This is a genomic window from Streptomyces sp. NPDC026673 (genome assembly GCF_040638135.1).
In the GTDB taxonomy this organism is placed as follows: domain Bacteria; phylum Actinomycetota; class Actinomycetes; order Streptomycetales; family Streptomycetaceae; genus Actinacidiphila.
The window spans coordinates 140,078-155,072 of sequence record NZ_JBEZXR010000003.1; the positions used below are offsets into that span (position 1 = coordinate 140,078).

The window sequence follows — 14,995 nt, forward strand, 5'->3', positions numbered from 1 at the left end:
GCTCTCGCCGGTCCGTGCCGCATGTGCCGTGCCGTGTGCGGTACTCGGACGGTGAAGGGGGTGCGGCCCGATGGCGGCCACGCGCGTGCGGTGGTGGCGTTGGCGGCGGAACAGCCTGCGCCGGCGCTCCGACGTGTTCGAGGCCTGTGCCGGAGTGGTCGCGACGTGCGCGATCGTCCTGGGCGCGCCGGCCGCGGGGTTGACCGCGGGGCAGGCCGTCGACCGGTCCCTGCAGGACACCGTCCGCGCCGAGCACGCCGCCCGCACCCAGGTCGGAGCCGTGGTGCTGAAGGCCGGACCGCGTGAGGCCCCCGACCCCGACCCCGAGTCCGGCCGGGTACGCGAGGAGCGCCGCGACGCGGTCGTCCGCTGGACCGCGCCGGACGGGCGGGTGCACACCGCGCAGGTGCGCGTGGCCGCGGACCACGGCAAGGGCGACCACATCACGATGTGGACCGACCGCAACGGTGCCGTGCCCGTCCCCGCTCCCCTGGACTCCCGGTCCGCCGCCACCCACGCGATGCTCGCCGGCATCGGCACGTTCCTCGCCACGTGCGTGGTGGGGTTGATGGGACGCCAGGTGCTCATGTGGCAGTTGATGCGTCGCAGGCTGGCCGAGTGGGAACGCGAGTGGGCCGCTGCGGGGCAGAGCTGGGGCCGTGCCGGAGCGGGCGGCTGACCACGCCGGGTACGTCCGTCGGCGCCACGGATCATCCGCAATCGGCCTCATCCGGCCGGATCCATCAGGTGATCCCTCGGCATCTGGGTGCTGGCGCGCACCCGGCGCGCGCTACCGTTGAGGCCCCCAGGTCGGCGCAGTGCAAGAGGACGGGGCAGAGCATCTCCATGGCACAGGGCGTGGTTCAGGTGACGCACACCAGCAGCTCGCGGTGGCGCCGCCGCACAGGGGAGTACGAGAGCCTGGCCGCCGCCCTGGAGGCGGCCGCCGAGGGCGACGTGCTCTCGGTCAACCCCGGCACGTACCGGGAGAACCTCGTCGTGGAGAAGGCCATAACGCTCCGCGCGGCCGAGGGGCCGGGCTCCGTGCGGATCGCCCCGTCGGCCGGTGTCGCCCTGACCGTGCGGGCGGCTGCGACGGTCCAGGACCTGTCCGTCGAGGGGCAGGACACCTCGGCCGCCGCCCTGCTGGTCGAGGGTGCCTCACCCGAGCTCACCGGACTGCGGGTCAACACCCGTTCCGCGGTGGGCATAGAGGTCCGCGACGGGGCCAGGCCGACCGTGCGCCGCTGCACCGTGGACAACCCCGCCGGGCTCGGGATCAGCGTTCTCGAAGCCTCCGGCGGGCTGTTCGAGGACTGCGAGGTGGTCGCCGCCGGCCAGACCGGCATCTCCGTGCGCGGCGGCGCCTCCCCGCGGCTGGAGCGCTGCCGCGTCCGCAACGCCTCCGGCGCCGGCCTCGCCCTCACCGGCGAGGGCACCGTCGCCGAGGCGGTCGGCTGCGAGGTGTACGAGGTCAAGGGCAACGGCGTCCAGGTCGCCTCGCGCGCGGCCGGGCACCTCACCGACTGCCAGGTGCACCGCACCACGGGCGACGGCATCACCCTGGACACCGACGCGGTCCTGACCCTCTCCGACTGCGACATCCACGACATCCCCGAGAACGCCGTCGACCTGCGCTCCCGTTCGGTGCTCACCCTCACCCGGACCACGGTGCGGCGCTTCGGCCGCAACGGCCTGTCCGTGTGGGACCCGGGGACCCGGGCGGACGCCAACCAGTGCGAGATCCACGAGAGTCAGGGCGACTACCCGGCGGTCTGGGTGAGCGACGGGGCGGCGGCGGTGCTCGACTCCTGCCGTGTGCGCGATGTGCCCGACGCGCTGTTCGTACTCGACCGCGGCTCGCGCGCCGACGTCGTCGACAGCGACATCTCCCAGGTCCGCAACACGGCGGTCTCGGTGAGCGACGGCGCGACCGTGCAACTCGACGACTGCCGCATCCGGGAGGCCTCCACCGGCGCCTGGTTCCGCGACCACGGCAGCGGCGGCACCCTCTCCGCCTGCACCATCGACGACACGGCGACCGGTGTCATCGTCACCAAGGGCGCCGACCCCACCTTGGAACGCTGCGTCGTCACCAACCCGGCCGAGGCCGGGTTCTACGTCTCCGCGGGCGGCCGCGGCACCTTCACCGGCTGCCGCGTCACGGGCAGCCGCGGCTACGGCTTCCACATCATCGACGGCTGCCGCTCCACGCTCACCCGCTGCCGTACGGAGCGCTGCGCGCGCGGCGGCTACGAGTTCGCCGAGCCCGGGCCGGTGACCGAGGACTGTACCGGGGACCAGAGCGGCGAGCGCCGGACCGTGCCCGAATCGTCACCCGGGCCGGCCCGGACGGCGGAACGGCAGTCCGCGCCGCAGTCGTTCGGGCTGCTCGGCGGGCTGCCCGTGACGCCGACCGATGCCGCCGCGCCGGCCGCCGCGCCCGCGCAGGCCCCGGCGGCCGACACCCGCCCGTCCGACGAGGTGCTGGCCGAACTCGACGCGCTGGTGGGCCTGGACAACGTCAAGCGCGAGGTGCGCTCCCTGATCGACCTGATCGCGGTGGGCCGCAGACGCCGCGAAGCCGGCCTCAAGGCCCCCTCCCCGCGCCGTCATCTGGTCTTCACGGGCTCCCCCGGCACGGGAAAGACCACCGTCGCCCGGCTCTACGGCGAGATCCTGGCCACGCTCGGTGTGCTGGAACGCGGCCACCTCGTGGAGGTGGCCCGTGTCGACCTGGTGGGCGAGCACATCGGATCGACCGCCATCCGCACCCAGGAGGCCTTCGAGCGCGCACGGGGCGGGGTCCTCTTCATCGACGAGGCGTACGCCCTGGCCCCCGAGGACTCCGGCCGGGACTTCGGACGGGAGGCGATCGACACCCTGGTGAAGCTGATGGAGGACCACCGCGACGCCGTCGTGGTCATCGTCGCGGGCTACACCGCGGAGATGGAGCACTTCCTCTCCGCCAACCCCGGGGTCGCCTCCCGCTTCTCGCGGACCATCACCTTCGACGACTACACCCCGGTCGAGTTGCTGCGGATCGTGCGAGCCCAGGCCGAGGAGCACGAGTACCAGCTCTCCGAGGACACCGGCGAGGCGCTGTACAAGTACTTCGTCGCGATCCCCAAGGGACCTGCCTTCGGCAACGGCCGCACCGCGCGGCAGACCTTCGAGGCCATGGTCGAGCGGCACGCGGGCCGGCTCGCCCGGATCAGCGAGCCCAGTCACAAGGAGCTGCAGCTGCTCTATCCGGAGGATCTTCCGCCGCTGGCCTGACCCTGTGCGGGCAGCACCCCCTCGGTGCTCCGGTACAGCCATTTCAGCAACGCGCCGCGCTCGGCCTCGAAGGCCGGATCGGCCTGGTAGTCGAAGTGCGTCAGCAGTGGCGCGGGCAGCGGATGTTCCTCCGTGCGCCCGTACGCCGCGGGATCGGGCAGCGGCTCGCGGTCGACGGGCGGTCCCGGCTCGTCGAGGTGCAGAGGGCCCCCGATCGGATCCGTGCGGCGCCACAGGTTGCGCCAGGCGTGCAGCTCGCCGTGGAGCGCGGTCAAGGCGGCGGGCCCGAAGTAGGTCGGGAACCAGCGCCCGTACAGCCGGCCCAGTGGTGACCCGTAGGTGAGCAGGGCGATCCGCCCCCGGGTCGCCGGATCCAGCTGCCAGACCGCCGCCGCGGCCAGGACGCTGCCCTGGGAGTGCCCGGAGAGGATGATCCGGCCGTGGTGCGTCCTGGTCCAGGTGGTCATGCGCCAGGTGAGGTCCGGGACGGCGCGTTCGGCGTAGCAGGGCGGGGCGAAGGGATGCGCGGCACGCGGCCAGAAGGTGCCGACGTCCCAGAGGATGCCGACGGTCCGGCGCGCCCCCGCGTCGCGATAGGCCCTGCGGCCGAGCGCGATCAGCGCGACCACCCCGGCGCCCACCAGCCAGGAGCCGAGGCCCTGGGCGGTCTCCGCCGTCGTGTGGACGATCCCGGGGGCGGCTGCGCTGGCCCGGCCCGGGACCGAACCGCTGATCCAGGCCCCGGCGAGCGCCCCCGCGCCCAGCAGGAAGGACACCGCCCCGATGACACCGATGAACAGCGCCGCCTGATCGGTGAGTTCGGCCCGTGCCCGGGCCATGGCGATCTGCCGGCTGCGCGCGGGTTCGTGCTCCTCCTCCGGGTAGTCCGCCTCGACCTGCGTCGTCAGTGCCCGCGTCCGGCGCAGCAGTCTCCGGCCCCGGACGACGACCACTACCGCCAGCACCAGGAGCAGCACCGGGATGGCGGAGGCCTGCCAGGACAGCAGCACGGGCGGCCCGGCGACCGCGCTCCCCCCGCCGCCCGGCGTGGCACCGCGGTCCAGCCAGTCGGCGACCCGCTGGGCGATCCCTCCCGTGAGCACCCCACCGAGCGAGCAGGCGAGCAGGGCCACCACCGGCCCGCCCAGACCGCGCAACTCCGTCGGCCCGCCTCCGGAGCGGTGCATCCGATGGGCGACGACGCCGAGCACCACGAGCAACAGCCCCTGCAGCAGGGCGAGCCAGCCGAAGGCCTCCCCGGCCGGCAGACGTCCGGTGGCGCTCCAGCCCGGCCGGTGCCAGCACGCGTATCCGGCAGCGGCCAGCAGCGCGGCCGCCGTCCCGCCCAGCATCGCCCGGGCGAGTCGCGGATCCAGGGCCTCGTCCGGTGCGTGCTCGCTGCGCCCCATGCCGCAGGTCACGGCGACCACGGCGACCGTCAACCCGGCCAGCACGCCGGTCAGCAGCCAGCCGACCGCCGCGAGCGTCCCTATCCCGCCGACGTCCATGTCGCGTCCCAGCGGCGGGACGAGCAGCGCGACCGACACGGTCAGCAGCCCGGCCGCGGTATGGGCCGCGCGGAGCCGCGCGACCAGCCGCCGCCCGTACCAGAAGCCGCGCCGGGCCAGCGGCGTGACATCCGCGCCCTCCGGCTCGCCGTCCGCGGGCGGCCCGGGCAGCGGCCGCTGGGACTCGTAGGCGTACCAGGTCCGCCGGGAGAGCCACCACAGCAGCAGGGTCAGCCCCGCGGGCAGTACGGCCCCGGCGGCGATCCGCCGCCCCGGCTCGTGGTCGGCGAGGAAGGAGAGCCAGGTCTTCCCTCCGGCGCAGGCGGCGTTGCCGGCGCACTGCCAGGCCACGAGATCCATCGCGACCTCGCAGACCGCGGCGACCAGGAGCACCGTCAGCGAGAGCGCCAGCAGGCGCACCAGCACGTCGTACGCCCGGTCCGGACCGGGCCGGGAGACCGGCGGCCGCATCCAGTGGGCCAGGTTGGCCACCATGAAGGGCAGCAGGAGCAGCCACAGCGCGCGACTACCGTCCCCCGAGGTCAGGTTGCACCAGGAGTAGGCGTCCGGCACCGGGCCGCCCCCGTACTCCTCCGGGCGGTTCTCGGCGTCGGCGTCATCGGCGCGACGGTAGATCCCGGCGGTGTCGTCACCACAGACGCGTGTGATGCGCGGATCGTTGAGCATCGTCTGCGGCGTCGTCCCGCCGACGCCGTGCACCAGCAACTCCAGCGACAGCTCCGTCCGCACCGTATCCGACCGCATCGCGATCGCCTCCCCGTACATTCCCCGTGCCGCGCGTACGGCATCGCGCGTATCCAGAATCGGGCACACGTGCCAGGACTGGACAGAGGTGTTCACGAATGCCACCCGAAGGTGTTACGCGCGTTGCGTGTGGGACCGGTCACCCCGCGCCACTCGCCCCCTGTCCGGCGGGGTCGGTCGTGGAAGGATGGCGAGACTGCCGGTCCTGGCAGCGACCGGATCACATCAGAGGATGGGACGGGACCTCGGGTGAGCGACAACCAGAACCTGCTCGCGGAACAGCGGCGTGCGCTGATCCTGGACGAAGTCCGGCGGCGCGGCGGGGTCCGGGTCAACGAGCTGACCCGCAAGCTGAACGTGTCGGACATGACCGTCCGCCGTGACCTGGACGCGCTCGCCCGTCAGGGCGTGGTCGAGAAGGTGCACGGCGGCGCCGTGCCCGTCGCCCCCGCCAGCAGCCACGAGCCGGGCTTCGAGGCGAAGGCCGGCCTGGAGCTCGGCGCGAAGGAAGCCATCGCGCGCGCGGCCGCGAAGCTGGTCACCCCGGGCAGCGCCATCGCGCTGACCGGCGGCACGACCACGTTCGCCCTCGCCCACCACCTGCTCGACGTGCCCGACCTCACCGTCGTCACCAACTCCGTGCGCGTGGCCGACGTCTTCCACGGCGCGTCGCGGGGCGCGGGCGGCGGCGAGGGCGCCGCGACGGTCGTCCTCACCGGCGGTGTGCGCACCCCCTCGGACTCCCTCGTGGGCCCCGTCGCCGATCGGGCCATCGGTTCGCTCCACTTCGACCTGCTCTTCCTCGGCGTCCACGGCATCTCGGTCGAGGCGGGTCTGTCCACCCCCAACCTCGCCGAGGCGGAGACCAACCGGCGCTTCGTCCGCTCCGCCCGCCGGGTGGTCGTCATCGCCGACCACACGAAGTGGGGCACCGTGGGCCTGAGCTCCTTCGCCACGCTGGAGGACGTGGACACCCTCGTCACGGACGCGGGCATCCCGGCGGTCCTCCGGGCGGAGATCTCCGAGCATCTGTCGGATCTGATCGTCGCGGGCGAGCCGGGGGAGGCCGGATCCGGGGATCCCGACGAGGGCCCGGCAGACAACTGACGGCACATCAATTACGGTACGGCGCATGACGCGTCGACTCCGCCCCAGCCGCCCGGTGGACCTGGACTTCCTCGCTTCGGCACCGCTCCGTCTCGTCTTCGCCGCGGACGTCGCGGCGCCGCCGGACGCCGTGCACGCCGCCCTCGCCAAGGACACCGAGGGCTGGACGTCGTGGTTCGGCGCCGTCACGGCCGCCGTTCCGACCGGCACAGGTCGCGCGATCACGCTCCGCGGAGGGGTGCGCTTTGAGGAGACCGTCCTCGCCGACGAGCCCCCGCGGCGCTTCGCCTACCGCGTCGACGCCACCAACGCACCGGGCCTGCGCGCCCTGCTGGAGGAGTGGGAGCTCTCCCCCACCCCCGCGTTCGGAACCCGTGTGCGCTGGACCTTCGCCGCCGACGGCTCGTCCGCCCTGCGCAACGTCCTGCTCCTGGCCCGCCCCGGACTCGGCGTGTCGTTCCGCTCGGCGCTCCGCGCCCTGGATCGGCGGCTGGCGGCCTGATCCCGCCCGGGAGTCGGCTCCCCGCGCCCTCGTGGGCGTCGGCCTCGGTGTCGGCGTAGCGCGGGAGCGCCTTGTCCGCGGGGTCCGCGTACGGGAGACGGACATCGGTTGCGGGCGCTCCTCGCGACGCGACCCCGCGGTATGCGTCCTTCTCCGCGCGGTGCGCGGCCACCGTCTCACCGGTACTCCGCGAGCCGGGGCCTGACGCCCACCACGATCAGGGCGGCGGCGATGCCGAGGACCACGGCGGGAACGACGGGCCGGCCGTCGAGCGCGGAGCGGGCGGCGGTCGTCCGCGCGACGAAGTCGGCCTCCTGGTCCTGGGCGAGGTCGTCCAGGGTGGTCGCGAAGTCCCAGAAGTCGAAGCCGACCTTGCCGCGCCCGATGTCCGTGAGCACCACGGCCGCCTCGTCGACGCGCCCCTCGCCCATGAGCCCGACGAGCTCGCGGTCGTCGGCACGGAAGTGCCCGTGCCGTTCGATCACGTCGGCGTAGGCGGGACGCTCGTCCGCCGCGGCGTAGGCGCCCGGGGCGAGCAGGCCGTCCAGCCGCCGGTCGAGCGCGTCGAGTTCGGCGCGCTGCTGCGGTTCGGCGCCGTTGACGAGCCAGCGGCTCTGCGTGGCGGCGGCCTCCGCGGCGACCGCGCGGGCCTGGGCGAGCCGGGACCAGGGCCGCAGTCCGTCCCGTACACCCGCGTCGAGGTCTCCGGCCGCGGCGCCGAACGACAGCACCGCGGAGAGGGATACGCCGAGGACCGCGGCCGTCGCGGCGGCCAGCGCGGGGTTGAGGACGCGCCGGTAGCGTCGCGCCAGGTCGCGCTGCCACCACAGGAGCACGACGACGGCGGTCAGGCCGAGCGCGCCGCTGGTCACGGCCGAGCGCACGGCCGCGTCCCGCGCTTCACCCGCCGCCGCGACGGCCTGGGCGTCGTAGGCGCTCGCCAGGGTCGCCACCTCGGGCAGCAGCCGGGCGTGCATGATGTCGCCCGCCTCGGCGGAGAAGGACACGGCGACGGCCGGCGGCCGGCCCGCGGGCCGCTCGTGGTGCTGCTCGTCGACGTAGGCGGCGCGACCGCTCGCGTCGTCGTAGCGGCCGAGCAGATCGAGGATGCCGCGCACCTGGGCGGCGTGGGCGTCGTCTCCGCCGAGCTGCCGGAGCAGATCGCTGACATCGGCGCGGCGCTGCTGCGCGGTGATGAGCGCGAGCAGCCGGTTGCCGACGGACACCTCGGGGTCGTCGGCCGCGTGGCCGGGCACCAGCTGGTTGGCGCGCTGGGCGTCCAGATCGGCCAACGCGAAGCGCAGTTCGGCGGCCACGGCGGCGCGGTGCGCGGTGGTGTCGCGCAGTCGCTCGGCGTCCGAGCGCACGGTGACGGCCCCGATGACCGTGGCCAGGGCAAGGACGATGACGGCGGCCAGCGCGGCCGTCGCCTGGACGACCAACCGCACCGGGGGCGGCATACGCCGGCGTCCCGCCCGGACGGGCGGCACCGGCGCCCGGGGCACCGGCGGTGCCGGCACGGCGGGCGCCGCGGGCGGCGGTACGACGGCCGGGGGCGCCACTTGAGAGAGCGTCATATCCGGACGCTAGGAGCGCCCGGGGAAGGGAAGGCGGTACTCCGGCGGCTGCCCGGTGACCACGGCGTAACAGAACGGAACGGATCATTCCGGCCGGGCGCCCGACGCCAGGAAGGCGCCGATGGCGGCGGCGTACGGCGCGATGTCCAGCCCCTGCCCGGCGACCCAGGCATCGGAGTAGTACTTGTCCAGATACCGGTCGCCGGGGTCGCACAGCAGGGTCACGACGCTTCCCGTACGTCCCGCGGCGACCATCTCCGCGATGATCCTGAAGGCGCTCCACAGTCCGGTACCCGTCGAACCGCCGGCCTTGCGACCGATGGCCGCCTCCAGGGCGCGCACCGCCGCCACCGACGCCGCGTCCGGCACTTTCATCATCCGGTCTATGGCGCCGGGCACGAAGCTCGGCTCCACCCTGGGGCGGCCGATGCCCTCGATCCGTGAACCGCGGTCGCAGCAGACGGAGTCGTCGCCGCTCACCCAGCCGTCGAAGAAGACCGAGTTCTCCGGGTCGGCGACGCACACCAGGGTGTCGTACTGCATGTAGTGGACGTAGCGGGCGATGGTGGCCGAGGTGCCGCCGGTCCCGGCGGTCGCCACGATCCACGCCGGGCAGGGGTTCCGCTCCAGCCGGAGCTGCTGGTAGATCGACTCGGCGATGTTGTTGTTCCCGCGCCAGTCGGTGGCCCGCTCGGCGTAGGTGAACTGGTCCATGTAGTGGCCGCCGGTCTCCTCCGCGAGGCGGGCGGAGACCTCGTAGACCGTCCGGGGGTCGTCCACCAGATGGCACCGGCCGCCGTGGAACTCGATCAGCCGCTGCTTCTCCCAACTGGTTGTGCGCGGGATGACGGCGACGAACGGCACGCCGATCAGATCGGCGAAGTACGCCTCGGAGACCGCCGTCGAGCCGCTGGAGGCCTCGATGACGGGCTTGCCCGGCCGGACCCAGCCGTTGCACAGACCGTAGAGGAAGAGCGAGCGGGCCAGGCGGTGCTTGAGGCTGCCGGTGGGGTGGGTCGACTCGTCCTTCAAGTAGAGGTCGATGCCCCAGGCTTCGGGAAGCGGAAAGCGCAACAGGTGCGTGTCGGCGGAGCGGTTGGCGTCCGCCTGGACCTTGCGCACGGCCTCCTTGAGCCACCGGCGGTAGTCGGGGTCGGTCCGGTCCATGTCGACGGTGGGCATGGCCCCGGCCGTCCCCGTGCGGTTGTCGCTGTCACCCTTCCGGTTGCTGCCCACCTGCGCCACCTCCGGTTCGCGCCTGTCTGCCGATCATAGGCAGTCGCTGGTGCGCTGCCGCCCCGAGCGGGCAGACTTCGACCGGACGAAGGAGGGGATGCGCCGTGGCCGAAGCGGAGTTCACCGCCACCGGGGTACGGATCGGACGGCGGCTGCGGTCGCTCACGCGGGGCGGACAGGTCCTGATCCAGGACGGCCGCCTGGTGCTGCTCACCAGCCGCGGACGGGAGATCGACAGCGCGCCGGTGGAGGACGTCCACGCCCTGACCCCGCGTTTCGCGGTGAGACGGCGCGCCCTTGCGCGGCTCAACGGCACCGGCTATCTGCTGACCTTGCGCAAACAGGGCGCGGCGTCGGCGGACCGGTTCCTGGACGCCCTGCGCACGGCACGGGAGAGGGTCGCGCGCCACTGAGCCGGGAGCGGAACGGCACTCTCCGCGTACACGGAGTTGCGGTAAGCATCCATCGGGGTGATCCTTGAGTGGCGTCACGGAGTCACTGCAGCAGTCACTCACAGCAATCCCGCAAAGGTGTTCCCATTCCATGCGGGCGGGGCATGCCCCGATCACAGGGGCGCGCCCTCCGCGGAGGGAGTCGCAGCCGTGATCAGCTCAGAAGGCAATAAGCGGCAGTGCGCTCTGGAACTTGAGGCACTGCCGTCCCGGATCCAGCAGGTACGCCGTATCGTCGCCGCACAGCTGCGGTACTGGCGGCTGGACCCCCTGATCGACCCCACTCTGCTGGGTATCACCGAACTGCTCGGCAACGTCCACCGCCACGCCCGGCCGGACAAGCGCTGTTCCGTCGAGCTGAGCTTCGCCTCGGGCTGGCTGACCGTCGCCGTCTCGGACAACGATCCGCGCCTGCCGCGGGTCCGCGACTTCGAGCCTCTGGCCACCTGCGGCCGCGGACTCGCCATGGTCGTGTCCATGAGCGACAGCTGGGGCACCGAAGCACTCAACGACGGTGGCAAGGTCGTCTGGTTCACGCTCCGGGCCGAGGCCACGGTCTCGCCGAGGGCGATGACCGGACAGGTGTCGGAGGCCGTCGTCCGCAAGATCGCGCCGCGGACGCTCCCGGTCGTCCCCGAGACGCCGGAGGCCTGGCCCCCGGTCCTCGATCGCCTGGTCCCGGCCGCGGCCGAACCAGTGCTGGTCTGACGCGCGGCCGCCGCACCCCACGCGGGGCACGGCGGCCGTGGCCCCCGGGCCGTCGTCGGCGGAGTCACTCCGCGGCGATGGCCCTCAGTACGTCCAGGCGCGCCGCACGCCGGGCCGGGCGCCATCCGGCCAGGACGCCGGCGAGCAGCCCGACCAGCAGGACGACCGCGAGACGGCCCGGCGGCACCGCGAAGACACCGGTGCCGGCGCTGTCGGACGCCTCGACCAGTGCCCAGCCGAGGAAGCCGCCGAGCGCCATGCCGCCGGCCGTGCCGAAGACGGCGACCAGTACGGACTCCCAGCGGACCATGGCCCGCAGTTGGGCCCTGGTCTGCCCGACCGCTCGCAGCAGCCCGAGTTCGCGGGTCCGCTCGTGCACCGCGAGGGTGAGGGTGTTGGCGATCCCGAGCAGCGCGATGAGGACGGCCAGCGTGAGCAGGGCGTAGACGAGGGTCAGCATGATGTCGATACCCGAGGCGGCCGAGGCGGCGTATTCGTCGCGGGTCCGCACCTCGGGGTCGCCGTACGCGCGGGCGACCGTCCGCACCGCCGCCTTGCCGTCGTCGATCGCGACGCCGTCCGCGAAGCCGACGGCGACGAGGTCGTCGGAATCCCGCGCCTTGTGCGGTTCCCAGGCGGCCCGGGTGACGACGTAGTCGCCGCAGAGGCCGGCCTCCTGGTAGACGGCGCGCACGGTGAAGGTCCGCCGTGCGCCGTCGGCGAAGGCCAGCACCATGGTGCTGCCCGGCTTCCACCGGCGCCTGTCCGCCTCCTCGCGCGAGACGGCGATGCCGTCCCGGCCGAGCCCGCTCAATGAGCCTTCGACGGTCCCCAGGTCGAGCACACGGGTCAGGGCGACGGGGTCGGTGACGGTGAGCCGCCGCCCACCGCCGTCCACTTCGGCGACACCCTTGCCGAGCCCGACCGCCGTCGCCACCTCGGGCAGCTTCGCCACGGCGGGCGCGAGCCCCGGGCTGAGGCCGCCTGCGCCGGCGCCGAACCCCGAGGCGGTCAGGGCGACATCGCCGGCGAAGGCGCGGTCCACCGTCGCGTCCATGGTGGCCTTCAGAGAGGCGCCGAAGACCGTGAAGAGCGACACCACGGCGACGCCGATCATCAGCGCGGTGGCGGTGGCCGCCGTGCGCTTCGGACTTCGCTCGGCGTTGCGCCGGGCCAGCGCCCCGGTGACGCCGCGCAGCCGGGCCGGCGGTGCCCCCAGCACGCGTACGGCGTACGAGGAGGCGACCGGCCCCAGGACGACGAACGCGACGACGACGAGCGCGGCGCCCGCGGAGGTGAGCCACACACGGGGTGTGCCCGCCGCGCCCGCCACGGTCGCCGCGACCCCGACGGCCGCCAGGACGGCCCCCAGTGCCGCCCGTCCACGCGACGCGCCGGAGTCGTCCACCGCCGTCTCGCGCAGCGCGGCGAGCGGCGTCGTCCGCCCGGCCCGGACGGCCGGCAGCACGGCGGATCCGGTGCAGACGACCAGGCCGACGGCGAGCGGTACGGCCATCGCGGTGGTGCCGATGACCAGGCTCCCCTCAGGGAACGGGAATCCGACGGCCGGGAACAGCGCCTGGAGTCCCGCCGCGATGCCGATCCCGCCGAGAAGTCCGGTGCCCGAGGCGGCCGTCGCGACGACCACGGCTTCGGCGAGCGTCGAGCCGAGCACATGGCGGCGGGACGCGCCGAGGGCCCTCAGCAGGGCGTTCTCCCGGGTGCGCTGGGCGACGACGATCGCGAACGTGTTGTGGATGCTGAAGGTCGCGACCAGCAGCGCGATCCCGGCGAAGACCGTGAGCAGGGTCGTGAACAACGACAGGAATCGGCCCGAGACCTGGTCGAGGTTCTCTTCCGTGGCCTGCCGGCCGGTGATCGCCTCGACGCCTCGCGGCAGCACGCCCGCGACCCGCTGCGCGAGTTGCTCCTGGCCGATCCCGGCGGCCGCGCGGACCTTGATCGTCGACGCCCGGCCGGGAGCCGGCATCAGATACCGCTCGGCGTCGGCTCGGGTGAGCCCGGTGAAGGTGGACTGCCCCATGCCGTCCTCGCCGCCGAAGGTGGCCAGCCCGACGATCGTCACCCGCAGCGGGTCGGGCGTGCGCAGCACAGTGGTGTCGCCGAGACCCAGTCCGCCCTGCTCTGCCGCCGCCCGGTTCACCACTGCCTCCCCCGGCTCCCTGGGGGCGCGGCCTTCGGCGAGGGCGTACGGGTTGAGCCCGGCGTCGTCAATCCAGTTCCCGGCGAGGGTGGGCGGGCCCTGGCCGCCGACGGGTTCGCCGTCACGGCCGATCAGCCGGCCGGCGCCCTCGATGTCCGGCGCCACGGCCGCCACCCCCGGCACCTCGCGCAGCCTCGTCACCAGTGCGCTGTCGACGGGTTCGCGGGTGCCCTGTCCCTCGCCGGGGACGGTGATGACGTCGGCGCTCCGGACGACCACGTCGGTGCCCGCGTTGGCACGTCCGAAGAGGGAGTCGAAGGCGGCGCGCAGGGTGTCGCCCATGACCATGGTGCCGGCCAGGAAGGCCACGCCCAGGAAGACCGCCGTGAAGGTGCCGGCGAACCGGCGCTTGTGGGCGCGCAGTGAGGAGAGGCCGAGTCGCAGGGCGGCCCGCGCGGATCGGCCCGAGGCGCTCATGAGGTCACCCGCTGCCGCGGGGCGGGGCCCTCTCCCCCGGCCCGGGCGGTGTCGAAGGCCTTCATGCGGTCGAGGACCTTCTCCGCGGTTGGGTCGGGCATCGTGTCGACGAGGCGTCCGTCGGCCAGGAAGACCACCTCGTCGGCGTGGGCCGCGGCCACGGAGTCGTGGGTGACCATGACGACGGTGCGGCCCATGTCACGGACCGCCCGCCCCAGCAGCCGCAGCACCTCCTCTCCGGAGCGCGAGTCGAGGTTGCCGGTGGGCTCGTCGGCGAAGACGACCTCGGGTCGTCCGGCCAGCGCGCGAGCCACGGCCACCCGCTGCTGCTGCCCGCCGGAGAGCTCGCTCGGGCGGTGCAGCAGCCGGTCGCCCAGGCCCACCACGTCGACCAGGGCGTCCACCCACTCGCGGTCCGGCCTGACACCGGCCAGATCCTGGGGCAGCGTGATGTTCTCGGCCACGGTCAGAGTGGGCAGCAGGTTGAAGGACTGGAAGACGAAGCCGATCCGTTCCCGGCGCAACAGCGTCAACTGCCGGTCGCCGAGGGCCCCCAGCTCCGTGTCGCCGATCCAGGCGGTCCCGGAACCCAGGGTGTCCAGTCCGGCGGCGCAGTGCATCAGCGTGGACTTGCCGGATCCGGAAGGGCCCATGATCGCGGTGAACCGTCCGGCCGGGAAACCGACCGTGACACCGTCCAGAGCGCGCACCCGCGCGTCGCCCACCCCGTAGGTCTTGACGGCGTCGACGACGCGGGCGGCGAGGGTCATCGCTCCCCGTCCTTGGAGAGACGGCCGAACTGCTCGTCCAGCACGGACAGCCGGCGCCAGTACTCGTCCTCGTCGATCTCCCCCGCGGCGAAGCGGCGGCCCAGCACCGCGATCGGCGAGTGCTCGCCGATCGCGGCGCGGGCGTGCCAGGGACCGCGCCCGAGACCCCGGCGCCATGCGGTGCGGCGCAGCAGGAACACGGCGCCGCCGATGACGACGGCCCAGATCAGCGGGAAGAACAGGATCCACGGGCCGGGTCCGCCGTCCCAGTGGTCGGCGAGTGACGTCGTTGCGAGGGCGTCCATCGGGAATCGTCTCCTTGGTGAGGTCGTCGTGCTTCTCGACATCACGAGCCTGCTCCGCGGGTGTCTCCGGGTCGTCGTACGGCCGGCGGCACCCCGGATACCCCCCGGGGAGTACCGGGACTGTCGGTGGCTGCGCCTAGCATGC

The 14,995-nt window shown here is 73.7% G+C and carries 12 protein-coding genes; 6 read left to right on the top strand and 6 right to left on the bottom strand.

What is annotated here, in order from left to right; genetic code table 11:
• Positions 1-70 precede the first annotated feature (70 nt).
• Together AB0F62_RS03655 and AB0F62_RS03660 are read left to right on the top strand one after the other, a co-directional pair.
• The gene (locus AB0F62_RS03655; RefSeq protein WP_361791744.1) at positions 71-679 is read left to right on the top strand and encodes a hypothetical protein; all 609 of its coding nucleotides are present in this window, start codon (positions 71-73) and stop codon (positions 677-679) included.
• 167 nt (positions 680-846) lie between these two features.
• Positions 847-3,279, top strand: a complete 2,433-nt coding sequence (locus AB0F62_RS03660) for a right-handed parallel beta-helix repeat-containing protein (protein ID WP_361791746.1) — start codon at positions 847-849, stop codon at positions 3,277-3,279.
• Here the strand turns inward: AB0F62_RS03660 and AB0F62_RS03665 are convergent.
• Positions 3,249-5,552 carry a hypothetical protein gene (locus AB0F62_RS03665; RefSeq protein WP_361791748.1) on the bottom strand — a complete coding sequence of 768 codons (2,304 nt, stop codon included), beginning with the start codon at positions 5,550-5,552 and terminating at the stop codon, positions 3,249-3,251. The genes AB0F62_RS03660 and AB0F62_RS03665 overlap by 31 nt on opposite strands.
• 249 nt (positions 5,553-5,801) lie before the next feature.
• Between AB0F62_RS03665 and AB0F62_RS03670 the strand changes: the two genes are divergently transcribed.
• Positions 5,802-6,659, top strand: a complete 858-nt coding sequence (locus AB0F62_RS03670; RefSeq protein WP_361791750.1) for a DeoR/GlpR family DNA-binding transcription regulator — start codon at positions 5,802-5,804, stop codon at positions 6,657-6,659.
• A gap of 25 nt (positions 6,660-6,684) precedes the next feature.
• Positions 6,685-7,161: an SRPBCC family protein gene (locus tag AB0F62_RS03675; protein ID WP_361791751.1), complete on the top strand. Its 477-nt coding sequence runs from the start codon at positions 6,685-6,687 to the stop codon at positions 7,159-7,161.
• Between the two features lie 176 nt (positions 7,162-7,337).
• On the opposite strand, the gene AB0F62_RS03680 is transcribed toward AB0F62_RS03675, so the two are convergent.
• Together AB0F62_RS03680 and AB0F62_RS03685 are read right to left on the bottom strand one after the other, a co-directional pair.
• A complete protein-coding gene (locus tag AB0F62_RS03680) occupies positions 7,338-8,738 on the bottom strand; it encodes a hypothetical protein (protein WP_361791753.1) in 1,401 nt (466 codons plus the stop codon).
• 84 nt (positions 8,739-8,822) lie between these two features.
• A complete protein-coding gene (locus AB0F62_RS03685; protein ID WP_361792025.1) occupies positions 8,823-9,920 on the bottom strand; it encodes a PLP-dependent cysteine synthase family protein in 1,098 nt (365 codons plus the stop codon).
• A gap of 158 nt (positions 9,921-10,078) precedes the next feature.
• On the opposite strand from AB0F62_RS03685, the gene AB0F62_RS03690 reads away from it, so the two are divergent.
• Positions 10,079-10,387, top strand: a complete 309-nt coding sequence (locus tag AB0F62_RS03690) for a hypothetical protein (protein ID WP_361791755.1) — start codon at positions 10,079-10,081, stop codon at positions 10,385-10,387.
• 189 nt (positions 10,388-10,576) lie between these two features.
• Positions 10,577-11,134 carry an ATP-binding protein gene (locus AB0F62_RS03695; protein ID WP_361791757.1) on the top strand — a complete coding sequence of 186 codons (558 nt, stop codon included), beginning with the start codon at positions 10,577-10,579 and terminating at the stop codon, positions 11,132-11,134.
• 64 nt (positions 11,135-11,198) lie between these two features.
• Here AB0F62_RS03695 and AB0F62_RS03700 read toward each other — a convergent pair whose 3' ends face one another.
• From AB0F62_RS03700 to AB0F62_RS03710, 3 genes are read right to left on the bottom strand one after another with little or no spacing between them, the layout of a single operon-like run.
• Positions 11,199-13,775, bottom strand: coding sequence for an FtsX-like permease family protein (locus AB0F62_RS03700; protein WP_361791759.1), 2,577 nt, complete (start codon positions 13,773-13,775; stop codon positions 11,199-11,201).
• Positions 13,772-14,545 (bottom strand): ABC transporter ATP-binding protein, encoded by a 774-nt coding sequence (locus tag AB0F62_RS03705; protein ID WP_361791761.1) that lies wholly within the window; start codon positions 14,543-14,545, stop codon positions 13,772-13,774. Before AB0F62_RS03705 ends, AB0F62_RS03700 begins: the two co-directional genes overlap by 4 nt.
• Positions 14,542-14,850 (bottom strand): SHOCT domain-containing protein, encoded by a 309-nt coding sequence (locus AB0F62_RS03710; RefSeq protein ID WP_361791763.1) that lies wholly within the window; start codon positions 14,848-14,850, stop codon positions 14,542-14,544. The genes AB0F62_RS03705 and AB0F62_RS03710 overlap by 4 nt, the downstream gene beginning before the upstream one ends.
• Between the last annotated feature and the right edge of the window lie 145 nt (positions 14,851-14,995).